The 22,148-nt window shown below is 62.6% G+C and carries 22 protein-coding genes; 1 reads left to right on the top strand and 21 read right to left on the bottom strand.

Annotation, left to right across the window (positions count from 1 at the left end; translation table 11 throughout):
• Positions 1 to 10 precede the first annotated feature (10 nt).
• The 14 genes from rplE to rpsJ all read right to left on the bottom strand — a co-directional run bounded on the left by rplE (position 11) and on the right by rpsJ (position 7,237).
• Positions 11 to 592 carry a 50S ribosomal protein L5 gene (rplE, locus tag AC1DB8_RS02825; protein WP_056425240.1) on the bottom strand — a complete coding sequence of 194 codons (582 nt, stop codon included), beginning with the start codon at positions 590 to 592 and terminating at the stop codon, positions 11 to 13.
• Positions 592 to 951 carry a 50S ribosomal protein L24 gene (gene rplX, locus AC1DB8_RS02820; RefSeq protein WP_066436866.1) on the bottom strand — a complete coding sequence of 120 codons (360 nt, stop codon included), beginning with the start codon at positions 949 to 951 and terminating at the stop codon, positions 592 to 594. Before rplX ends, rplE begins: the two co-directional genes overlap by 1 nt.
• A 3-nt stretch (positions 952 to 954) precedes the next feature.
• Positions 955 to 1,323 carry a 50S ribosomal protein L14 gene (rplN, locus tag AC1DB8_RS02815; RefSeq protein ID WP_003803789.1) on the bottom strand — a complete coding sequence of 123 codons (369 nt, stop codon included), beginning with the start codon at positions 1,321 to 1,323 and terminating at the stop codon, positions 955 to 957.
• Between the two features lie 555 nt (positions 1,324 to 1,878).
• The gene (rpsQ, locus tag AC1DB8_RS02810; RefSeq protein ID WP_056737811.1) at positions 1,879 to 2,187 is read right to left on the bottom strand and encodes a 30S ribosomal protein S17; all 309 of its coding nucleotides are present in this window, start codon (positions 2,185 to 2,187) and stop codon (positions 1,879 to 1,881) included.
• On the bottom strand, positions 2,184 to 2,513 hold the full coding sequence (gene rpmC, locus AC1DB8_RS02805) for a 50S ribosomal protein L29 (protein ID WP_011692802.1): 330 nt from the start codon (positions 2,511 to 2,513) through the stop codon (positions 2,184 to 2,186). Before rpmC ends, rpsQ begins: the two co-directional genes overlap by 4 nt.
• A gap of 2 nt (positions 2,514 to 2,515) precedes the next feature.
• The gene (gene rplP / locus AC1DB8_RS02800; protein ID WP_138768571.1) at positions 2,516 to 2,932 is read right to left on the bottom strand and encodes a 50S ribosomal protein L16; all 417 of its coding nucleotides are present in this window, start codon (positions 2,930 to 2,932) and stop codon (positions 2,516 to 2,518) included.
• A complete protein-coding gene (gene rpsC, locus AC1DB8_RS02795) occupies positions 2,933 to 3,766 on the bottom strand; it encodes a 30S ribosomal protein S3 (RefSeq protein ID WP_441417036.1) in 834 nt (277 codons plus the stop codon). It abuts the gene before it with no gap.
• On the bottom strand, positions 3,767 to 4,132 hold the full coding sequence (gene rplV / locus AC1DB8_RS02790; RefSeq protein WP_003803798.1) for a 50S ribosomal protein L22: 366 nt from the start codon (positions 4,130 to 4,132) through the stop codon (positions 3,767 to 3,769).
• A gap of 38 nt (positions 4,133 to 4,170) precedes the next feature.
• On the bottom strand, positions 4,171 to 4,452 hold the full coding sequence (rpsS, locus tag AC1DB8_RS02785; RefSeq protein ID WP_018773666.1) for a 30S ribosomal protein S19: 282 nt from the start codon (positions 4,450 to 4,452) through the stop codon (positions 4,171 to 4,173).
• Between the two features lie 12 nt (positions 4,453 to 4,464).
• The gene (gene rplB / locus AC1DB8_RS02780; protein WP_024366131.1) at positions 4,465 to 5,304 is read right to left on the bottom strand and encodes a 50S ribosomal protein L2; all 840 of its coding nucleotides are present in this window, start codon (positions 5,302 to 5,304) and stop codon (positions 4,465 to 4,467) included.
• A gap of 29 nt (positions 5,305 to 5,333) precedes the next feature.
• The gene (gene rplW / locus AC1DB8_RS02775; RefSeq protein ID WP_018773664.1) at positions 5,334 to 5,639 is read right to left on the bottom strand and encodes a 50S ribosomal protein L23; all 306 of its coding nucleotides are present in this window, start codon (positions 5,637 to 5,639) and stop codon (positions 5,334 to 5,336) included.
• Positions 5,636 to 6,256 (bottom strand): 50S ribosomal protein L4, encoded by a 621-nt coding sequence (rplD, locus tag AC1DB8_RS02770; protein WP_441417035.1) that lies wholly within the window; start codon positions 6,254 to 6,256, stop codon positions 5,636 to 5,638. The genes rplW and rplD overlap by 4 nt, the downstream gene beginning before the upstream one ends.
• 4 nt (positions 6,257 to 6,260) lie before the next feature.
• A complete protein-coding gene (gene rplC, locus AC1DB8_RS02765) occupies positions 6,261 to 6,911 on the bottom strand; it encodes a 50S ribosomal protein L3 (RefSeq protein ID WP_003803812.1) in 651 nt (216 codons plus the stop codon).
• 17 nt (positions 6,912 to 6,928) lie between these two features.
• A complete protein-coding gene (rpsJ, locus tag AC1DB8_RS02760; protein ID WP_038464699.1) occupies positions 6,929 to 7,237 on the bottom strand; it encodes a 30S ribosomal protein S10 in 309 nt (102 codons plus the stop codon).
• A 437-nt stretch (positions 7,238 to 7,674) separates the two neighbouring features.
• On the opposite strand from rpsJ, the gene AC1DB8_RS02755 reads away from it, so the two are divergent.
• Positions 7,675 to 9,114 (top strand): GH1 family beta-glucosidase, encoded by a 1,440-nt coding sequence (locus tag AC1DB8_RS02755; protein ID WP_476892120.1) that lies wholly within the window; start codon positions 7,675 to 7,677, stop codon positions 9,112 to 9,114.
• Between the two features lie 12 nt (positions 9,115 to 9,126).
• Here the strand turns inward: AC1DB8_RS02755 and AC1DB8_RS02750 are convergent, their stop codons facing one another.
• The 7 genes from AC1DB8_RS02750 to rpoB form a co-directional block, all read right to left on the bottom strand.
• Complete coding sequence (locus AC1DB8_RS02750; protein WP_441417033.1) at positions 9,127 to 9,252, bottom strand: hypothetical protein; 126 nt, start codon at positions 9,250 to 9,252, stop codon at positions 9,127 to 9,129.
• A gap of 141 nt (positions 9,253 to 9,393) precedes the next feature.
• Positions 9,394 to 10,584 carry an elongation factor Tu gene (gene tuf, locus AC1DB8_RS02745; protein WP_003803827.1) on the bottom strand — a complete coding sequence of 397 codons (1,191 nt, stop codon included), beginning with the start codon at positions 10,582 to 10,584 and terminating at the stop codon, positions 9,394 to 9,396.
• Positions 10,585 to 10,846: 262 nt separating this feature from the next.
• Positions 10,847 to 12,961 (bottom strand): elongation factor G, encoded by a 2,115-nt coding sequence (gene fusA, locus AC1DB8_RS02740; RefSeq protein ID WP_138768566.1) that lies wholly within the window; start codon positions 12,959 to 12,961, stop codon positions 10,847 to 10,849.
• Between the two features lie 69 nt (positions 12,962 to 13,030).
• The gene (rpsG, locus tag AC1DB8_RS02735) at positions 13,031 to 13,501 is read right to left on the bottom strand and encodes a 30S ribosomal protein S7 (RefSeq protein WP_026531948.1); all 471 of its coding nucleotides are present in this window, start codon (positions 13,499 to 13,501) and stop codon (positions 13,031 to 13,033) included.
• 1 nt (position 13,502) lies between these two features.
• Complete coding sequence (rpsL, locus tag AC1DB8_RS02730; protein WP_011692814.1) at positions 13,503 to 13,877, bottom strand: 30S ribosomal protein S12; 375 nt, start codon at positions 13,875 to 13,877, stop codon at positions 13,503 to 13,505.
• A gap of 545 nt (positions 13,878 to 14,422) precedes the next feature.
• Entirely contained in the window at positions 14,423 to 18,322 is a 3,900-nt protein-coding gene (locus AC1DB8_RS02725) for a DNA-directed RNA polymerase subunit beta' (protein WP_476892119.1), read from the bottom strand.
• Positions 18,323 to 18,427: 105 nt separating this feature from the next.
• Positions 18,428 to 21,943 (bottom strand): DNA-directed RNA polymerase subunit beta, encoded by a 3,516-nt coding sequence (rpoB, locus tag AC1DB8_RS02720; RefSeq protein WP_138768564.1) that lies wholly within the window; start codon positions 21,941 to 21,943, stop codon positions 18,428 to 18,430.
• Positions 21,944 to 22,148 lie beyond the last annotated feature (205 nt).

Genomic DNA, 22,148 nt, shown 5'->3' with positions numbered 1-22,148 from the left:
CGTAGCTAGATTAATCTTCGGTCTTGAACGGGAAGCCAAGCGCCTTGAGCAGCGCGCGGCCTTCGTCGTCGGTCTTGGCAGTGGTCACGACGGTGATGTCCATGCCGCGAACGCGGTCAATGGAATCCTGGTCGATCTCGTGGAACATAACCTGCTCGGTCAGACCGAAGGTGTAGTTGCCGTTGCCGTCGAACTGCTTGCCGCTGAGGCCCCGGAAGTCGCGGATACGCGGCAGTGCCAGCGTGACCAGACGGTCCAGGAATTCCCACATGCGGTCGCCACGCAGAGTTGCGTGCGCACCGATCGGCATGCCTTCGCGCAGCTTGAACTGTGCGATCGACTTGCGGGCCTTGGTTACCTGCGGCTTCTGGCCGGTGATCAGGGTCAGATCGCGGACAGCGCCGTCGATCAGCTTGGAGTCCTTGGCGGCATCTCCAACACCCATGTTCACAACGACCTTCACCAGACGGGGAACCTGGTTGACGTTCTCGTACTTGAATTCCTCAACGAGCGAGCTCTTGATGGAATCCGCGTACTTGGTCTTCAGACGAGGAACGATCTTGCTTGCCGGAGTCTCGAGAGTCTCAGTCATTAGATGTCCTTCCCTGAGCTCTTGGCCACGCGGACACGCACTTCACGCTTCACGCCATCGCGCTCAACGGTCTCGGTGCGGAAACCGACGCGGGTGGGCTTCTTGGTGGAGGGGTCAACCAGAGCCACGTTGGAGATGTGGATTGAAGCCTCAACGACCTCGATGCCACCGGTCTTGGTGCCGCGCTGCGACTGACCGACCTTGGTGTGCTTGGTTACGCGGTTAATGCCTTCAACCAACACGCGGTTGGTCTCCGGGAATACGCGCAGAACCTTGCCCTGCTTGCCACGGTCGCCGCCGCGCTCAGCCTTGGCGCCAGTGATGACCTGAACCAGGTCACCCTTTTTGATCTTAGCCATGGACTAGAGCACCTCCGGAGCCAGAGAAACGATCTTCATGAACTTCTTGTCGCGAAGTTCACGACCAACCGGTCCGAAGATACGGGTACCGCGGGGGTCACCGTCGTTCTTCAGGATCACAGCTGCGTTCTCGTCAAACTTGATGTAGGAACCATCCGCACGGCGGCGTTCCTTCTTGGTACGGACGATGACAGCCTTGACGACGTCGCCCTTCTTTACGTTGCCGCCCGGAATTGCGTCCTTGACGGTAGCGACGATCACGTCGCCAATGCCTGCGTAGCGACGGCCAGATCCACCGAGAACGCGAATGGTAAGGATTTCCTTAGCACCCGTGTTGTCGGCGACCTTGAGTCGCGACTCCTGCTGAATCACTATTTACTCCTTGCGTCGCGCCGGTTCTCAGACCGAAAATCTTCCTACGGAATGAGCCTTGCGGAACGGTTGATCGGGGTGTCTCTTGACCTGCCTGGATTTTGCCAGACCAGGCCTAAACGCCCGTGCCAAAAACAGTTGCTTCCCGGGAGCGCGAGGCGCGAGGGGGCACTATGCCGTGGCACGATTGTTTACGAGGTTGATGATGACGCACGAAAGGCGCCATACAAACTCAAAATCTTAGCACGTTTCCGGCGCATCCCCATATCACAGCTGCCGGCCCCCTGCCCACGGCGCGCGAAGGGACACTTAGTGGGCGCGGGCGGGGTGCGGCCGGCCCTCAGCGGCCGACGTCGTCGCTCACGGCAGTCTCTTGGCCCGCCTTCCGCCCCCTCCCCCGCGAACTGAGCCCGCCGGCGTCGGACACCCGCTGAAACTCTGCGCGGCGTGACGTGCCGGCGACGCCACAGGCCCCCGCCGGGAACGAGGAAACCCCCGCTCCCAGAAGGGAACGGGGGTTTCGGCGCAGATTCCCGGGCGGGGAAGCTGCAGGTGTTACTTGGCCTTCTCGAGGATCTCCACCAGGCGCCACCGCTTGGTAGCGGACAGCGGGCGGGTCTCGGCGAGGAGAACGAGGTCGCCGATGCCGGCGGAGTTCTCTTCGTCGTGAGCCTTGATCTTCGTGTTGCGGCGCATAACCTTGCCGTAGAGGGCGTGCTTCACGCGGTCTTCGACCTGGACAACGATGGTCTTTTCCATCTTGTCCGAGACGACATAGCCGCGCTTCGTCTTACGGTAACCGCGCTCGTCAGCCTTGGCTGCGTCGGAAACAGTTTCCGTCACGTTCTCGTCCTTTTCACTCACTTGGCGTCCTCCTCGGTCTCAACCGTTTCAGCCTTGTCAGCCTTCTTGGTTGCAGCCTTCTTGGACTTCTTTTCTTCCTTGGCTTCCACAACCGGTGCGGCAACCTCGGCACGAATGCCCAGCTCGCGCTCACGGAGAACGGTGTAGATGCGTGCGATGTCCTTCTTTACCGCGCGCAGACGACCGTGGTTCTCCAGCTGTCCGGTGGCGGACTGGAAACGCAGGTTGAACAGCTCTTCCTTGGCCTTGCGGAGTTCTTCAACGAGACGCTCGTTGTCGAAACCGTCCAGCTGTGCGGATGCAAGTTCCTTGGATCCTACTGCCATTTCTACTCACCACCTTCGCGACGCACAATGCGTGCCTTCAACGGCAGCTTGTGGATTGCCAGGCGCAGGGCCTCGCGAGCTACCTCTTCACTGACACCGGAGAGTTCGAAGAGAACCCGGCCCGGCTTGACGTTTGAGACCCACCATTCCGGAGAACCCTTACCGGAACCCATGCGGGTTTCGGCCGGCTTCTTCGTCAGCGGACGGTCCGGGTAGATGTTGATCCAGACCTTTCCGCCACGCTTGATGTGGCGGGTCATCGCGATACGGGCAGATTCGATCTGACGGTTCGTGACGTAGGCCGGGCTCAGAGCCTGGATACCCCACTCACCGAACGAGACCTCGGTGCCGCCCGTGGCAGCGCCGGAACGACCCGGGTGGTGCTGCTTACGGTGCTTTACTCGACGCGGGATAAGCATTTAAGCCTGTCCTCCTTCTACTGCCGGTGCAGCTGCTTCGACAGCCGGAGCGTCGGCAGCAGCGGGTGCAGCCTCGGCCGGGCGGTCGTTACGACGACGGCGGTCACCACGGTCAGCGCCACCCGGGCGGCCCGGACGATCGCTGGCACCACGGCCGCGGGACGGAGCAGCAGCTGCCTGCTGAGCCAGTTCCTTGGCGGTGACGTCACCCTTGTAGATCCAGACCTTCACGCCGATGCGGCCGAAGGTGGTCTTGGCCTCGTAGAAGCCGTAGTCGATGTTCGCGCGGAGGGTGTGCAGGGGCACACGGCCTTCGCGGTAGAACTCCGAGCGGGACATTTCTGCGCCACCCAGTCGACCCGAGCAAGCGATACGGATGCCCTTGGCACCAGCGCGCTGCGCGGACTGCATTGCCTTCTTCATTGCACGGCGGAAGGCCACGCGGGAAGTCAGCTGCTCTGCAACGCCCTGGGCAACAAGCTGGGCTTCCATCTCGGGGTTCTTGACCTCGAGGATGTTCAGCTGGACCTGCTTGCCGGTGAGCTTTTCGAGCTCGCCGCGGATGCGGTCTGCCTCGGCGCCGCGGCGGCCGATCACGATGCCCGGACGTGCCGTGTGGATATCCACGCGGACACGGTCGCGGGTGCGCTCGATCTCAACCTTGGCGATGCCGGCGCGCTCCATGCCCGTGGACATGAGCTGGCGGATACGGATGTCTTCGCGAACGAAGTCCTTGTACCGCTGGCCGGCCTTGGTGCTGTCGGCGAACCAGTGCGATACGTGATCGGTGGTGATACCGAGTCGGAACCCGTGCGGGTTAACTTTCTGTCCCACTTAGCGAGCCTCCTCTTTCTCCGGGGTAGCGACTACCACGGTGATGTGGCTCGTGCGCTTCTTGATCTGAAATGCACGACCCTGGGCACGCGGCTGGAACCGCTTCATGGTCGGGCCTTCATCAACAAACGCTTCGCTGATGATGAGGTCACCTTCGTCAAACGCCACGCCGTCGCGGTCCGCGAGGACCCGGGCGTTGGAGATTGCCGACTGAACTACCTTGAATACCGGCTCAGAAGCTGCCTGCGGGGCAAACTTCAGAATTGCCAGAGCCTCGTTCGCTTGCTTACCACGAACAAGGTTGACGACGCGCCGGGCCTTCATAGGCGTTACGCGGATGTGACGCGCAATTGCCTTGGCTTCCATTGCTTTCCTTCTCTCGTCTTTGACGTAAGTGCAGGCGCCTAGCGGCGCTTGCCCTTACGGTCGTCCTTGACATGGCCGCGGAATGTCCGCGTGGGAGCGAATTCGCCGAGCTTGTGCCCGACCATCGACTCAGTGACAAACACCGGGATGTGCTTGCGTCCGTCGTGCACGGCGATCGTGTGGCCGAGCATGTCGGGGACGATCATCGAACGGCGGGACCAGGTCTTGATGACGTTCTTGGTGCCCTTTTCGTTTTCCCTGGCTACCTTCACAAAGAGGTGCTGGTCAACGAAAGGACCTTTTTTCAGGCTGCGTGGCATGTGTCCAGGCTCCTATCGCTTGTTCTTGCCAGTACGACGGCGACGAACAATAAGCTTGTCGCTCTCTTTGTTGGGACGGCGGGTGCGGCCTTCGCGCTTACCGTTCGGGTTGACGGGGTGACGTCCACCGGACGTCTTACCCTCGCCACCACCGTGCGGGTGGTCGACCGGGTTCATGGCGACACCACGGACGGTCGGGCGGACGCCCTTCCAGCGCATACGGCCGGCCTTACCCCAGTTGATGTTCGACTGCTCGGCGTTGCCGACCTCGCCGACGGTTGCGCGGCAGCGCACGTCAACGTTGCGGATTTCGCCGGAAGGCAGACGCAGCTGGGCGAAACGGCCTTCCTTTGCAACGAGCTGGATCGATGCGCCGGCGGAGCGGCCCATCTTGGCGCCGCCACCCGGGCGCAGTTCAACTGCGTGGATTACGGTACCGACCGGGATGTTGCGCAGCGGCAGGTTGTTGCCGGGCTTGATGTCAGCGTCGGCACCTGCTTCCACGGTGTCACCCTGGGCCAGCTTGTTCGGGGCGATGATGTAACGCTTGGTGCCATCAACGTAGTGCAGGAGGGCGATGCGAGCCGTGCGGTTCGGATCGTACTCGATTTCGGCAACGCGGGCGTTGACGCCGTCCTTGTCGTGACGACGGAAGTCGATCAGACGGTACTGGCGCTTGTGGCCACCACCCTTGTGACGGGTCGTGATCTTACCGGTGTTGTTACGGCCACCCTTTTTCGGGAGGGGACGTACCAACGACTTTTCCGGCGTCGACCGCGTGATTTCGGTGAAGTCCGCTACGCTCGAGCCACGACGGCCCGGGGTAGTCGGCTTGTACTTACGGATTCCCATAATTTATTTCCTCGTTAAAGTGGTCTCCGCTACGAGAGCGGACCGCCGAAGATGTCGATAGTGCCTTCTTTGAGGCTCACAATGGCACGCTTGGTGTTCTTGCGGGTACCCCATCCGAATTTGGTGCGCTTGCGCTTACCGGCACGGTTGATGGTGTTGATCGATTCGACCTTGACGGAGAAAATCTTCTCCACGGCCAGCTTGATCTCGGTCTTGTTCGAGCGGGGGTCCACCAGGAAGGTGTACTTGCCCTCGTCGATCAGGCCGTAGCTCTTTTCCGAAACGACGGGTGCAAGCACGACGTCGCGCGGGTCTTTGATGGTGGCTGCGCTCACTTGGCATCCTCCTCGTTCTTTGCAGCCTTGTCAGCAACGAATGCTTCGTAGGCAGCCTTGGTGAAGACTACGTCGTCAGAAACGAGCACGTCGTAGGTGTTCAGCTGGTCTGCGTACAGAACGTGAACATCCTGGAGGTTGCGCACGGAGAGTGCAGCAACATCGTTGGCGCGGTCGATGACAACGAGCAGGTTCTTGCGCTCGGAGACGCCACGCAGCGTTGCCAGTGCGTCACGGGAAGACGGCTTGGTGCCTTCGACCAGATCAGCAACGACGTGGATGCGGCCGTTACGGGCGCGGTCAGAGAGAGCGCCGCGCAGTGCAGCAGCAATCATCTTCTTGGGGGTGCGCTGGCTGTAGTCACGCGGCGTGGGGCCGTGGACGATGCCACCACCGGTCATGTGAGGAGCACGGATTGAACCCTGACGGGCGCGGCCGGTGCCCTTCTGCTTGAACGGCTTGCGACCGGCGCCGGAAACTTCGGCGCGGGTCTTGGTCTTGTGGGTACCCTGGCGAGCAGCAGCGAGCTGTGCAACGACGACCTGGTGCAGCAGCGGCACGTTGGTCTGTACGTCGAAGATCTCTGCAGGCAGGTCAACCTTGACAGTGCTAGTCATTGAACTAGGCTCCCTTCACGGCGGTGCGTACGAGTACGACCTGGCCGCGGGCGCCGGGGACGGCACCCTTGATCAGGAGCAGCGACTTCTCGACGTCAACCGCGTGGACCGTGAGGTTCAGCGTGGTGTGACGAACGGCGCCCATGCGGCCGGCCATTTTCATGCCCTTGAAGACGCGGCTCGGGGTGGATGCGCCACCGATAGAACCGGGCTTACGGTGGTTCTTGTGGGCACCGTGGGAAGCTCCAACGCCGTGGAAGCCGTGACGCTTCATAACACCGGCGAAGCCCTTACCCTTGGTGGTGCCAACGACGTCGATCTTCTGGCCGGCTTCGAAGAGCTCTACGGAGAGCTCCTGGCCCAGCTCGTAAGAGTCAGCATCTGCAGTGCGCAGTTCTACGACGTGGCGGCGAGGCGTGACGCCTGCCTTTTCAAAGTGACCAGCCAGCGGCTTGGTGACCTTGCGGGGGTCGATCTGGCCGTAGCCGATCTGAACGGCGACGTAGCCATCAGTCTCTGCATTGCGCAGCTGCGTGATGACGTTCGAGTCAGCCTGGACCACAGTGACGGGGATGAGCTTGTTGTTCTCGTCCCAGACCTGGGTCATGCCGAGCTTCGTGCCCAGCAGGCCCTTTACGTTACGGGTTGCGGTCATAGTCTCTCAGCACCTCCCTACAGCTTGATTTCGATGTTCACGTCGGCCGGCAGGTCGAGACGCATGAGCGAATCAACAGCCTTGGGCGTGGGATCGATGATGTCGATAAGACGCTTGTGCGTGCGCATTTCAAAGTGCTCGCGGCTGTCCTTGTACTTGTGCGGAGAGCGGATTACGCAGTAGATGTTCTTCTCCGTCGGCAGCGGCACGGGGCCAACTACAGTTGCGCCTGCGCGCGTGACCGTCTCAACGATCTTCCGTGCTGAAACGTCAATGACCTCGTGGTCATATGACTTCAGCCGGATGCGGATTTTTTGTCCCGCCATGTCGCCTGACTCTCTTTCAGTCTGTGCTTCCCCTGTTTAGGGCTGCCCTGTTTACTTACTCGTTGTGTGGCTGCCGAAGCATTTGAAGTCGTAACTACCACCCGCCGCACAAGCTGAATCCGGATGAATCCGGGTTCCTCAACCTGCCGGCGCAACCGACCCCCGCGGTCGGGCGTGTCGCGCTTTGCACGCGTACTCGTCCGCAGTTCCTTGGGAAGTGGGTTATGTTTGGGCTCTTACTTGGACCCTGGCACCCGGCATTATCCGGATCGGGACGCGAAAGAGCGCTTGAACAACTCATCTAGTATGCCGGAATTAATCGGCAGAAGCGAATCAGCGCCGACAGGACCTGCCCCTGGCTCCCCGCTCCTCTCGACTCTTGGTCCTGCCGGCGCCCGGTCATTGCCTTCAGCAACGGTCGATACGAAGATAGGGGCATGACCGTGCAGGATTCCCCCGCCGTCCAGGCCCTCGCTGCCAAGCTGCGGCCGGGCTTCATGCTGGGGGTGGCCTCCGCCGCCTTCCAAATCGAAGGTGCCCTCGCAGCCGGGGGGCGAGGACCCTCAGGCTGGGACGCCTTTGCCGAGAAGCCCGGCAGCATCCAGGACGGGCACTCCCCCGCCGTCGCCTGCGATCACTACAACCGTACGGACGAGGACGTCCGGTTGATGCGCGAGCTGGGCATCGATTCCTACCGGTTCTCGATTTCCTGGCCGCGGATCCAGCCGGACGGCACGGGCCCGTTCAACGCCGAGGGCCTCGACTTCTACGACCGGCTGATCGACCGGCTCCTCGAGGCCGGAATCTCGCCGATGGCCACGCTGTACCACTGGGACACCCCGCTTCCGTTGGAGCACCGCGGAGGCTGGATGAACCGGACGACGGCGGAACGCTTCGCCGACTACAGCGCCGCCGCCGGCGCCCGGTTCGGGGACCGGGTGACCCAGTGGGTGACGTTGAACGAACCGGCCTCCGTCACCCTCAACGGCTATGCCCTCGGCGTGCATGCGCCCGGCCACGACCTGCTCTTCGACGCCCTGCCGTCGGTGCACCACCAGCTCCTGGCCCACGGACTCGCGGTCCAGGCCCTGCGGGCCGAGGGCGTTACCGGGGCGGTCGGCGTCACCAACCTGCACTCCCCCGTCCGGCCGGCCACCGGGTCCGTCACGGACAAGCTGCTGGCGAAGGTCTTCGATCTGGCACTGAACCGGATCTACGCCGATCCGATCCTGTTGGGGAGCTATCCGAAACCGCCGCTGCTGGCCAGGCCCTGGTTCCGTGCCCTCGCCAGGATCTCCGACGCGGACCTGCGCAATATCCACCAGCCGCTGGATTTCTACGGGGTGAACTACTACTACCCGGTGAAGGTGGCCACCGGCCGCGGCCCCGCGGACAGCCCGGTCGGCTCAGCGGAGGCGATGGTGAAACTGCCGTTCCACTTTGCCGCATTCCCGGAGTATGAAACCACCGGCTTCGGCTGGCCGGTGGCGCCGGACCACCTGGGTCCGCTGCTTCGGGAAATGAAGGACCGGTACGGCGAGGCCCTCCCCCCGCTCTACATCACCGAGAGCGGAGCGAGCTTCCCGGAACCGGACCATGTGGACGGGCCGATCGCTGACGCGGGCCGGATCAGCTACCTCGCCGACCATCTGGGCCACGCACTCGCCGCGACGGCCCCCGGCGGCATCGCCGACGACGTCGAACTCCTGGGCTACTACGTGTGGACGCTGATGGACAACTTCGAATGGGCGGCCGGCTACTCCCAGCGCTTCGGCCTGGTCCACGTCGACTTCGACACCCAGGCGCGGACCCCCAAGGAGTCCTTCTATTGGTACCAGGCCCTCAGCAGGGCCAGGCAGGACCAGTCCGCGCGCTAGATCACTGCCCCGCTACTTGTTCTTGTTGGCGCGGTCGATGCGTTTTGCACGCTCGATCTCGTGCCGGAAGTATTTCTTGGCCCACAGCCCGCCACCGACGCCGGCGGCAATTACCACCAGGAAAATGATCCATTCCATGCCGGTCTCCTCTCTTCACCTGCAACCGTAGCAGGAACTTAAAAGGAACAGCCCCGCTGCAGTGCAGCGGGGCTGTTCCTTTTCGTCACGGAGGCCGCCAGGCGGCCGCCGATCAGGAGTTCAAGCTCGGATCAGCAAGGACTACTTGATGATCTTGGTGACGCGTCCCGAACCAACGGTGCGGCCGCCTTCGCGGATTGCGAAGCCGAGGCCCTCTTCCATTGCGATCGGCTGGATGAGCGCAACGGTCATCTCAGTGTTGTCGCCGGGCATAACCATTTCCGTGCCTTCCGGCAGGGTGATAACGCCGGTTACGTCCGTGGTGCGGAAGTAGAACTGCGGGCGGTAGTTGGAGTAGAACGGGTTGTGACGTCCGCCTTCGTCCTTGGAGAGGATGTAGACGTTAGCCTCGAAGTCGGTGTGCGGGGTGATGGAACCCGGCTTGACGACAACCTGGCCACGCTCGACATCGTCGCGCTTCAGACCGCGGAGCAGGAGGCCACAGTTCTCGCCGGCCCATGCTTCGTCGAGCTGCTTGTGGAACATCTCGATACCGGTAACCGTGGTCTTCTGGACCGGGCGGATGCCGACGATCTCGACCTCAGAGTTGATCGCGAGGGTTCCACGCTCGGCGCGGCCCGTAACAACGGTGCCACGGCCGGTGATCGTGAAGACGTCTTCGATCGGCATCAGGAACGGCTTGTCACGGTCACGTACCGGGTCCGGAACGGACTCGTCGACAGCAGCCATCAGGTCCTCAACGGACTTGACCCACTCCGGGTCGCCTTCCAGAGCCTTCAGGCCCGAAACGCGGACAACCGGTGCTTCGTCGCCATCGAAGCCCTGCGAGCTCAGGAGCTCACGAACTTCCATTTCGACGAGGTCGAGGAGTTCCTCGTCATCGACCATGTCAGCCTTGTTCAGTGCCACCAGCAGGTAGGGAACACCAACCTGGCGAGCGAGCAGAACGTGCTCGCGGGTCTGGGCCATCGGGCCGTCAGTGGCGGCAACCACGAGGATTGCACCGTCCATCTGAGCAGCGCCGGTGATCATGTTCTTGATGTAGTCAGCGTGACCCGGAGCGTCTACGTGTGCGTAGTGGCGCTTCTCGGTCTGGTACTCAACGTGGGAGATGTTGATGGTAATGCCGCGCTGACGCTCTTCGGGTGCAGAGTCAATCGACGCGAAGTCACGCTTCTCGTTGAGAGTCGGGTACTTGTCGTACAGCACCTTGGAAATGGCGGCCGTCAGCGTCGTCTTACCGTGGTCAACGTGACCAATGGTACCGATGTTAACGTGCGGCTTAGTCCGCTCGAACTTTGCCTTTGCCACAGGTTCCTCCTAGAACGTTTTCAAATGACTTACCCTTCGACCGCGCTTGTCGCGGCTGAAACTCCAGTAAGTCTACTTGGGGGGCTTTGGATTGGTGAAATTGCAGATTCAGGAACTAATACTAGTCCCTCGAGCCTGTTCGTGCTGGCGGCCGGTGCCCGGCTGGACTGCGTCCGACCGGGGCCGGCCGCCAGCACCAGGTGAATCTCCTATTGAGGAAACGCACCCGAGTGTTTTCGCTGCTGCGGGAAGTCCTTGCGGACTACTCGCCGCGGCTCTTCTGGATGATCTCGTCGGCAACTGCCTTCGGGACCTCGGCGTAGCTGTTGAACGTCATGGAGTACACAGCGCGGCCCTGGGTCTTCGAACGCAGGTCACCGATGTAGCCGAACATGCCGGACAGCGGGACGTGCGCGCGAATGACCTTGACGCCCTGGGCATCTTCCATGGACTGCATCTGGCCACGGCGGGAGTTGAGGTCACCGATAACTTCACCCATGTATTCCTCAGGGGTGCGGACCTCGACATCCATCAGCGGTTCAAGCAGGACGGGGTTCGCCTTGCGTGCGGCTTCCTTGAAAGCCATACGGCCGGCGATCTTGAACGCCATTTCCGAGGAGTCAACATCGTGGTAAGCGCCGTCAATCAGCGTCGCCTTGATGCCGACAACCGGGTATCCGGCCAGGACGCCGTCGTTCAGCGCATCCTGGATACCAGCGTCAACGGACGGGATGTATTCGCGCGGAACGCGGCCACCGGTGACCTTGTTCTCGAACTGGTACATCTCGCCTTCGGACGTGTCCAGCGGCTCGATGGCGATCTGGATCTTTGCGAACTGGCCCGAACCACCGGTCTGCTTCTTGTGCGTGTAGTCGTGACGCTCTACAGCACGCTTGATGGTTTCGCGGTAGGCAACCTGGGGCTTGCCCACGTTTGCCTCGACCTTGAATTCGCGGCGCATGCGGTCCACCAGGATGTCCAGGTGGAGCTCGCCCATGCCGGCGATGATGGTCTGGCCGGTGTCTTCGTTGAGGGAGACCTGGAAGGTCGGGTCCTCAGCGGAGAGCTTCTGGATGGCCGTGGAGAGCTTCTCCTGGTCGCCCTTGGTGTTCGGCTCGATCGCGACCGAGATCACGGGCTCCGGGAAGCTCATGGACTCGAGGACGATCTGGTTCGAAGAATCGCACAGGGTGTCGCCCGTGGTGGTGTCCTTCAGGCCGATCGCTGCGTAGATGTGGCCAGCGGTAGCGCCGTCAACCGGCATTTCCTTGTTGGCGTGCATCTGGAACAGCTTGCCGATGCGCTCCTTCTTGCCCTTGGTGGAGTTGACCACCTGTGCGCCTGCTTCCACGTGACCGGAGTACACGCGGATGAAGGTGAGCTGGCCGAAGAAGGGGTGCGCGGCGATCTTGAACGCCAGTGCGGAGAACGGCTCGTCAGCGGAAGGCTTACGGGTCAGTTCCTTCTCTTCGTCGCGAGGATCGTGACCGATCATCGGGGGGACGTCGAGCGGGTTCGGCAGGTAGTCCACGACGGCGTCGAGCATCGGCTGGACGCCGCGGTTCTTGAACGCGGAACCACAGAAGACCGGGTAGAGCTCGGAGTTGATCGTCATCTTGCGGATGCCGGCCTTGAGCTCGTCGATCGAAATCTCTTCGCCCTCGAGGTACTTCTCCATGAGCTCTTCGGAGGACTCTGCAACGGTCTCAACGAGCGTTGCGCGGTACTCTTCGGCCTTTTCCTTGAGGTCAGCCGGGATCTCCTGGATCTCGTACTTGGCACCCATGGTGACGTCACCCTTGGAGTCGCCGGGCCAGACCAGTGCACGCATGTACAGCAGGTCGACGACGCCGATGAAGTCGTTCTCGGCGCCGATCGGCAGCTGCATGACGAGCGGCTTGGCACCGAGGCGGCTGACGATGGTGTCGACGGTGAAGTAGAAGTCAGCGCCGAGCTTGTCCATCTTGTTGACGAAGCAGATGCGCGGGACGTTGTACTTGTCGGCCTGGCGCCAAACAGTCTCGGACTGCGGCTCCACACCTTCCTTGCCGTCGAACACGGCGACTGCACCGTCGAGGACGCGCAGGGAGCGCTCAACCTCAACCGTGAAGTCAACGTGGCCGGGGGTGTCAATGATGTTGATCTGGTTGTTTTCCCAGAAGCAGGTCACGGCGGCAGACGTGATGGTGATGCCGCGTTCCTTCTCCTGTTCCATCCAGTCGGTGGTCGACGCGCCGTCGTGCGTTTCGCCGATCTTGTGGTTCACACCCGTGTAGAACAGGATGCGCTCGGTAGTAGTGGTCTTGCCGGCATCAATGTGGGCCATGATGCCGATATTGCGGACCTTGCTAAGGTCGGTAAGCACGTCCTGTGCCACGGTGTCTCCCTTTCGGATGGACTGCACGTTCGCCGCCGACTCGGTTGAGCCGGCGGCGTCCGGGAAGTATTACCAGCGGTAGTGTGCGAAGGCCTTGTTGGACTCGGCCATCTTGTGGGTGTCTTCGCGACGCTTCACAGCGGCTCCGAGACCGTTCGAGGCATCCAGGATTTCGTTCTGGAGGCGCTCGGTCATCGTCTTTTCGCGGCGGGCCTTGGAGTAGCCAACCAGCCAGCGGAGGGCGAGGGCCGTGGAACGGCCCGGCTTGACCTCGACGGGAACCTGGTAGGTGGCGCCACCGACGCGGCGGGAGCGGACCTCGAGGGAAGGCTTGACGTTGTCCATGGCCTTCTTGAGGGCTGCAACCGGGTCGCCGCCGGACTTGGCGCGCGCGCCTTCGAGTGCACCGTAGACGATGCGCTCTGCGGTGGACTTCTTGCCGTCAACCAGCACCTTGTTGATCAGCTGAGTGACCAGCGGGGAGCCGTAAACGGGATCTAGTACTAGCGGCCGCTTGGGGGCCGGACCCTTGCGAGGCATATTACTTCTTCTCCATCTTTGCGCCGTAGCGGCTGCGGGCCTGCTTACGGTTCTTCACACCCTGGGTATCGAGGGCGCCACGGACGATCTTGTAACGGACACCCGGAAGGTCCTTAACACGGCCGCCACGGACGAGCACAATGGAGTGCTCCTGCAGGTTGTGGCCAACACCGGGAATGTAGGCGGTGACTTCAACGCCGCCGTTGAGGCGCACGCGGGCAACCTTACGGAGAGCCGAGTTCGGCTTCTTCGGGGTCGTCGTGTAAACGCGGGTGCAGACACCGCGGCGCATGGGGCTGCCGTTAAGCGCGGGAGCCTTGGTCTTCTTGACCTTAGGCGTGCGGCCCTTGCGGACCAGCTGGTTAATCGTAGGCACTCTCGTGTTCTCCGTTTTATCCGGAGCGGTCGTTGACGGCCGCTCTCTTGTCGCTTCGCCTCGCCGCTCGAGCTTTGAAGTTCTCTCCAGAGCAGCTGAGGCGAAGCCTTAATAGTCGGACCGCATACCGGGCCTCCGGACTCTCATCCTGGACTGCCCCTAGGCATGCGAAAATGTGGCATACGTTGCACAAGAACCCTGCAAACCGGAAACGTCGTCCTGATTGAACCTTTCGGCTGCAACCGGCGCACTCATCCACTGCCACAATAACAATTAGTCTCAAGTCTAACACGGACGGCCCCCAGCCCTTAATCGGCGGGCTTTCGGGCCCATCCGCCGCCGGCCGCCTCCCGCCGTCGAGTGCTGAGATACGGCCGTTCCGGAGCCCGAAAAGGGCGGCATCGGAGCAACCGACTGACCAAGGGCCGGAGGCGCTGGCACCGGGGACGCGGCAGGCTGCGGGTTAAACGGGGATGGTCCCGCACCTTGCGGTGCGGGACCATCCCTGGCAGAGCTACGACGGCCCGGAGGGGCCGCCGTGGCGGTTAGCGGAAGTCGCTGCCCAGATCGTAGTCATCCAGCGGGATGGCGTGGAACTCAGGAGCTCCGTCGCCGCCCAGGGAGTCGTAGGAGAAGTCGCTGAACGCGCTCGGGCCGGTGAACAGATTGGCCTTCGCTTCTTCAGTCGGCTCCACCGTGACCTCGGTGTAGCGCGGGAGACCCGTGCCGGCCGGGATGAGCTTACCGATGATGACATTTTCCTTGAGGCCGAGCAGCGGATCGCTCTTGCCTTCCATGGCCGCCTGCGTCAGGACGCGGGTGGTCTCCTGGAAGGAAGCTGCGGACAGCCAGGACTCGGTCGCCAGGGACGCCTTGGTGATACCCATGAGCTCGGGACGGCCGGAGGCCGGCGTCTTGCCCTCGGAGACCACGCGGCGGTTGGCATCCTCGAAGCGGCTGCGCTCGGCGAGCTCGCCGGGCAGCAGATCCGATTCACCGGACTCGATGACCGTGACGCGGCGCAGCATCTGGCGGACGATAACCTCGACGTGCTTGTCGTGGATACCGATGCCCTGGCTGCGGTACACGCCCTGGACTTCGTCAACCAGGAACTTCTGCGCGGCACGGGGGCCCATGATGCGCAGAACCTGCTTGGGGTCGACCGGACCGTTGATGAGCTTCTGTCCGACACTGACGTGCTCGCCGTCTTCGATGAGAAGACGTGAACGGCGCAGCACCGGGTAGGCGATCTCTTCGGACCCGTCATCCGGGGTGATGACCAGGCGCATCTGGCGCTCGGACTCTTCGATGGTGATGCGGCCGGCTGCTTCAGCAATCGGTGCGACACCCTTCGGAGTACGGGCTTCGAAGAGCTCCTGGATACGGGGCAGACCCTGGGTGATGTCGTCGCCACCGCCGGCGGAGACAGCACCACCGGTGTGGAAGGTACGCATGGTCAGCTGGGTACCCGGCTCACCGATGGACTGTGCGGCGATGATGCCCACGGCCTCGCCGATGTCCACGGTCTTGCCGGTGGCCAGCGAACGGCCGTAGCACAGGGCGCAGGTGCCGACGCTGGACTCACAGGTGAGTACGGAGCGGACCTTGACCTCGGTAATGCCGGCTGCGAACAGTTCGGCAATGACGACGTCGCCGCAGTCAGTGCCGGCCGCCGCCAGGACCTTGCCCTTGGCGTCAACGACGTCCACGGCCAGGGTGCGGGCGTACGCGCTGTTCTCGACGTTTTCGTCCAGGACCAGCTCGCCGTTGGCGTCAGCCACCGCGATCGGGGTAACGAGGCCGCGTTCGGTGCCGCAGTCCTCTTCACGGACGATGACGTCCTGCGAAACATCCACCAGACGACGGGTCAGGTAACCCGAGTTGGCGGTACGCAGTGCGGTATCGGCCAGACCCTTACGGGCACCGTGCGTGGCGATGAAGTATTCCAGCACCGACAGGCCCTCGCGGTAGGAGGACTTGATCGGACGCGGGATGATCTCGCCCTTCGGGTTGGCCACCAGGCCACGGATACCCGCGATCTGACGGACCTGCATCCAGTTACCACGGGCACCGGAGGACACCATGCGGTTGATGGTGTTCATCGGGGACAGGCTGTCACGCATCGCCTGGGCGATCTCGTTCGTTGCCTTGTTCCAGATCTCGATCAGTTCCTGGCGACGCTCGTCGTCGTCGATCAGGCCCTTGTCGTACTGGCCCTGGATCTTGGCGGCCATGGTCTCGTAACCGGCGAGGATCTGCGGCTTGTCCGTGGGCACCTCGATGTCCGAGATGGCGACCGTGACGCCCGAGCGGGTTGCCCAGTAGAAACCGGCGTCCTTCAGGTTGTCCAGCGTTGCCGCCGTGACGACCTTCGGGTAGCGCTCGGCGAGGTCGTTGACGATCCGGGACAGCTCGCCCTTGTCGGCAACAGCCTCAACCCACGGGTAGTCCGCGGGCAGCGTCTGGTTGAAGATGACCTGGCCGAGGGAGGTTTCGACCAGTGCGGTCTGACCCGGCTCCCAGCCTTCGGGAGCTTCCCAGCCGGCGTAAGGAACGAAGTCCTCGAGCCGGATCTTGACCTTGGAGTTCAGGTGCAGCTCGTGCAGGTCGAACGCCATGATGGCTTCCGAAACGGAGGAGAAGATCCGGCCTTCGCCAGCTGAACCGACACGCTTGGTGGTCAGGTGGTAGAGACCGATGATCATATCCTGCGAGGGCAGGGTCACCGGGCGGCCGTCGGACGGCTTCAGGATGTTGTTCGAGGACAGCATCAGGATCCGGGCTTCGGCCTGGGCTTCGGGGCTCAGCGGCAGGTGGACTGCCATCTGGTCGCCGTCGAAGTCGGCGTTGAAGGCGCCACAAACCAGCGGGTGGAGCTGGATTGCCTTGCCTTCAACAAGCTGCGGCTCGAACGCCTGGATGCCGAGACGGTGCAGGGTAGGTGCACGGTTCAGCAGCACGGGGTGCTCGGTGATGATCTCTTCGAGCACGTCCCAGACCTGCGGGCGGTAGCGCTCGACCATGCGCTTGGCCGACTTGATGTTCTGTGCGTGGTTGAGGTCAACCAGGCGCTTCATCACGAACGGCTTGAAGAGCTCCAGTGCCATCTGCTTCGGCAGGCCACACTGGTGCAGCTTAAGCTGCGGGCCGACGACGATCACGGAACGGCCCGAGTAGTCGACGCGCTTACCCAGGAGGTTCTGGCGGAAACGACCCTGCTTGCCCTTGAGCATGTCGCTCAGGGACTTCAGCGGGCGGTTGCCCGGTCCGGTGACCGGACGGCCGCGGCGACCGTTGTCGAAGAGGCTGTCAACAGCTTCCTGAAGCATGCGCTTCTCGTTGTTGACGATGATCTCCGGGGCACCGAGGTCAAGCAGGCGCTTGAGGCGGTTGTTGCGGTTGATCACGCGGCGGTACAGGTCGTTGAGGTCGGAGGTCGCGAAGCGGCCACCGTCCAGCTGGACCATCGGACGCAGTTCCGGCGGGATCACCGGGACGGCGTCCAGCACCATGCCGAGCGGGCTGTTGTTGGTGGTCAGGAACGCGTTGACCACCTTGAGCCGCTTCAGGGCGCGGGTCTTGCGCTGGCCCTTGCCGTTGGCGATGATGTCGCGCAGCAGGTCCGACTCGGCCTGCATGTCGAAGCTCTCAAGACGCTTCTTGATGGCCTCGGCACCCATGGAGCCTTCGAAGAACATGCCGTAGCGGTCACGCAGTTCGCGGTACAGGCCCTCGTCACCTTCGAGGTCGGCGACCTTGAGGTTCTTGAAGCGGTCCCAGACCTGCTCGAGGCGCTCGATCTCAGCATCCGCGCGCTTGCGGACGTTGGCCATCTGGCGGTCGGCGGAGTCGCGGGCCTTCTTCTTGTCGGCGGCCTTGGCACCTTCACCCTCGAGCCGCGCGATCTCGTTTTCGAGGTCGCGGGCGATCGTGGCGATGTCGGAGTCGCGGTTGTCGATCAGCTGCTTCTTCTCGATGTCGTGCTCAACCTGGAGGTTGGGCAGTTCCTCGTGACGGGCATCAGCGTCGACGCTGGTGATCATGTAGGCGGCGAAGTAGATGACCTTTTCGAGGTCCTTCGGCGCCAGGTCAAGGAGGTAGCCCAGGCGGGACGGGACACCCTTGAAGTACCAGATGTGCGTGACCGGGGCGGCCAGCTCGATGTGGCCCATGCGCTCACGGCGCACCTTGGCACGGGTGACCTCAACGCCACACCGCTCGCAGATGATGCCCTTGAAGCGCACGCGCTTGTACTTACCGCAGTAGCATTCCCAGTCGCGGGACGGGCCGAAGATCTTCTCGCAGAAGAGGCCGTCCTTCTCGGGCTTGAGCGTGCGGTAGTTGATGGTTTCCGGCTTCTTAACCTCGCCGTAAGACCAGCCACGGATGTCTTCCGCGGTGGCGAGGCCGATCTGCATGAGGCCGAAGGAGGATTCGCTGGACATATGGTCCCTGTTCTCTCTTGTTCTCTAAATTCTGAAGTCTTGGGTTACGGGAAGAGGGAGGTGGCGTCCGACGGCGGGTGGTGACCCGCCGTCGGACCCCGCCTGCTAAACCTCTTCTACGGAACTGGGCTCTGCACGAGACAGATCGATGCCCAGTTCTTCCGCAGCCGTGAAGACTGCGTCATCAGAGTCACGCATTTCAATTGTGGTTCCGTCCGTGGAAAGAACTTCCACGTTCAGGCACAGCGACTGCATTTCCTTGATCAAGACCTTGAAGGACTCAGGAACGCCCGGCTCCGGGATGTTCTCGCCCTTGACGATGGCTTCGTAGACCTTCACACGACCGTGGATATCATCCGACTTGATCGTGAGGAGCTCCTGGAGCGTGTAGGCGGCGCCATAGGCTTCGAGCGCCCACACTTCCATTTCACCGAAGCGCTGGCCACCGAACTGTGCCTTACCACCCAGCGGCTGCTGCGTGATCATGGAGTACGGGCCGGTGGAGCGCGCGTGGATCTTGTCGTCCACCAGGTGGTGGAGCTTCAGGATGTACATGTAGCCGACCGAGATCGGATCCGGGAACGGCTCGCCGGAGCGGCCGTCAAACAGGCGGGTCTTGCCCGAAGAGTTGATCAGGCGGTCGCCGTCGCGGGTGACGTTGGTGGAGTCGAGCAGGCCCGTGATTTCCTCTTCACGAGCACCGTCGAAGACCGGCGTTGCGACAGTGGTCTGGCCACTCTCACGCGGCAGGTTCGGCAGCTGCTTGACCCACTCGGGCTCGCCCTCGATCTTCCAACCGGTCTTGGCAACCCAGCCGAGGTGCGTTTCGAGCACCTGGCCGACGTTCATACGGCCCGGAACACCCAGCGGGTTCAGGACAATATCAACGGGGGTGCCGTCGGCAAGGAAGGGCATGTCCTCGATCGGAAGGATCTTGGAGATAACACCCTTGTTGCCGTGACGGCCGGCGAGCTTGTCGCCGTCGGTGATTTTGCGCTTGGCGGCCACGTAGACGCGCACCAGCTGGTTGACGCCCGGGGGCAGCTCGTCGTCGTTGTCGCGGTCGAAGACGCGGACACCGATCACGGTGCCGGACTCGCCGTGCGGAACCTTCAGCGAGGTGTCGCGCACTTCGCGGGACTTCTCACCGAAGATGGCGCGCAGCAGGCGCTCTTCCGGGGTCAGCTCGGTCTCGCCCTTGGGGGTGACCTTACCTACCAGGATGTCGCCGGCTTCGACCTCGGCACCGATGTGGATGATGCCGCGCTCGTCCAGGCCTGCCAGGACTTCCTCGGACACGTTCGGGATGTCACGGGTGATTTCCTCGGCACCAAGCTTGGTGTCGCGGGCGTCGATCTCGTGCTCCTCGATGTGGATCGAGGACAGGACGTCCTCGGCCACGATCCGCTGGGACAGGATGATGGCATCCTCGAAGTTGTGGCCTTCCCATGACATGAATGCCACGAGCAGGTTCTTACCGAGGGCGAGCTCGCCCTGGTCCGTTGCCGGGCCGTCAGCGATGATGCCGCCGACCTCCAGGCGCTGGCCTTCGTTCACCAGGACACGGTGGTTGTAGCAGTTGCCCTGGTTGGAGCGGGCGAACTTGTTGATCCGGTAGTTGGTCTCCGTGCCGTCGTCGTTGAGCATGATGACGAGCTCGGCGGAAACCTCGGTGACCACACCGGCCTTCTTCGCGATGACTACGTCACCGGCGTCGACGGCGGCGGCGCGCTCCATGCCGGTGCCGACGAACGGCGCCTCGGAGCGGACCAGCGGGACAGCCTGGCGCTGCATGTTGGCACCCATGAGTGCACGGTTGGCATCGTCATGCTCGAGGAACGGGATCAGGGCGGTAGCCACGGACACCATCTGGCGCGGGGAAACGTCCATGAACTCGACGTCGGCGGCGGGAACCAGCACGGGCTCGCCTCCACCACCGCGGGCACGGACCAGCACGGTCTCTTCGGCGAAACGCTTGTTCTCGTCCAGCGGGGCGTTGGCCTGTGCGATCAGCACCTCGGCCTCGTCGTCGGCGGTGAGGTACTGGACCTCATCGGACACGACACCCTCGGAGACCAGACGGTACGGGGTCTCGATGAAACCGAACGGGTTGATGCGTCCGTAGGAAGCCAGCGAACCGATCAGACCGATGTTCGGGCCTTCAGGAGTTTCGATGGGGCACATACGTCCGTAGTGGGACGGGTGCACGTCACGAACTTCCATGCCGGCACGGTCACGGGACAGACCACCCGGACCAAGCGCGGACAGGCGGCGCTTGTGGGTGAGGCCCGAGAGCGGGTTGTTCTGGTCCATGAACTGTGACAGCTGGGAAGTTCCGAAGAACTCCTTGATGGCTGCCACGACGGGGCGGATGTTGATCAGGGTCTGCGGCGTGATGGCCTCGACGTCCTGGGTCGTCATACGCTCGCGGACAACGCGCTCCATGCGGGACAGGCCGGTGCGGACCTGGTTCTCGATGAGCTCGCCGACGGCGCGGATGCGGCGGTTGCCGAAGTGGTCGATGTCGTCGATCTCGACGCGCAGCTCGTGGTCCTGGCCGTCGCGCTTGCCCATGAGGGTCTTCTCACCGGCGTGCAGGGCTACCAGGAACTTGATCATGGCAACGATGTCTTCAACGTGCAGCACGGATGCTTCCTTGTCGCCAAGGGAGCGGTCGATGCCGAGCTTGCGGTTGATCTTGTAACGGCCAACCTTGGCCAGATCGTAGCGCTTGGAGTTGAAGTACAGGTTGTCCAGCAGGGACTGGGCAGCCTCAACGGTGGGCGGCTCGCCCGGTCGCAGCTTCCGGTAGATGTCCAGCAAGGCGTCTTCGCGGGTTTCGGTGGCGTCCTTCTCCAGCGTTGCGCGCATGGAGTCGTACTGGCCGAACTCTTCGAGGATCTGGCCTTCGGTCCAGCCGAGGGCCTTCAGCAGCACCGTGACGGACTGCTTGCGCTTGCGGTCGAGGCGAACGCCGACCTGGTCGCGCTTGTCGATTTCGAGTTCGAACCAGGCGCCGCGGGACGGGATGATCTTCGCGGTGAAGATGTCCTTGTCGCTGGTCTTGTCCGCGGTGCGCTCGAAGTAGGCGCCCGGGGAACGGACCAGCTGGGACACGACGACACGCTCGGTGCCGTTGACGACGAAGGTGCCCTTCTCGGTCATCAGCGGGAAGTCACCCATGAACACGGTCTGCTGCTTGATTTCGCCCGTGTTGTTGTTCATGAATTCGGCCTTGACGTACAGCGGAGCCGAGTAGGTAGCGTCCCGGTCCTTGCACTCGGCCATGGTGTACTTCGGATCAGCGAACTCCGGCTCGGAGAAGCTCAGGGACATGGTGCCCTGGAAGTCCTCGATCGGGGAGATCTCTTCGAAGATGTCAGACAGGCCCGAAGTGGTGGCGACGCTGAGGTCGCCTTCTTCGACGGCCTTCGCGACGCGTGCCTGCCAGCGTTCGTTTCCGACCAGCCAGTCGAAGCTGTCGGTTTGCAGGGCAAGCAGATTCGGAACGTCAAGCGGTTCGTGAATCTTTGCGAAGGAGAGCCGGCGGGTTGCACCGTCGGTGCTGTCGGCATTGATAGCGGTAGCGTTGTTTACATTAGAGGTGCTCGAGGCGACCAAGAGGGATCCTTCCACAGACCTTCAGGCGTTTTCAGATCTCCCCCGTTATGCACCCTGCGAAGTGACTTCGCAGTGCTACCAGTCCGGTTCCGCTATATGACCCGGGACCCGGCTGCCCATGCTGGTGCGCGTTGTAGACGGCACATTGATGGAGCAGCTGTCAGGCTAAGCCCACCGCTATATGAAGGCTGAAGGTAAACAGGGA

The organism is Arthrobacter sp. 10N410, assembly GCF_056394945.1.
Note: the sequence above shows the minus strand (reverse complement) of the source record. Positions and strands in the feature narration are given on the sequence as shown.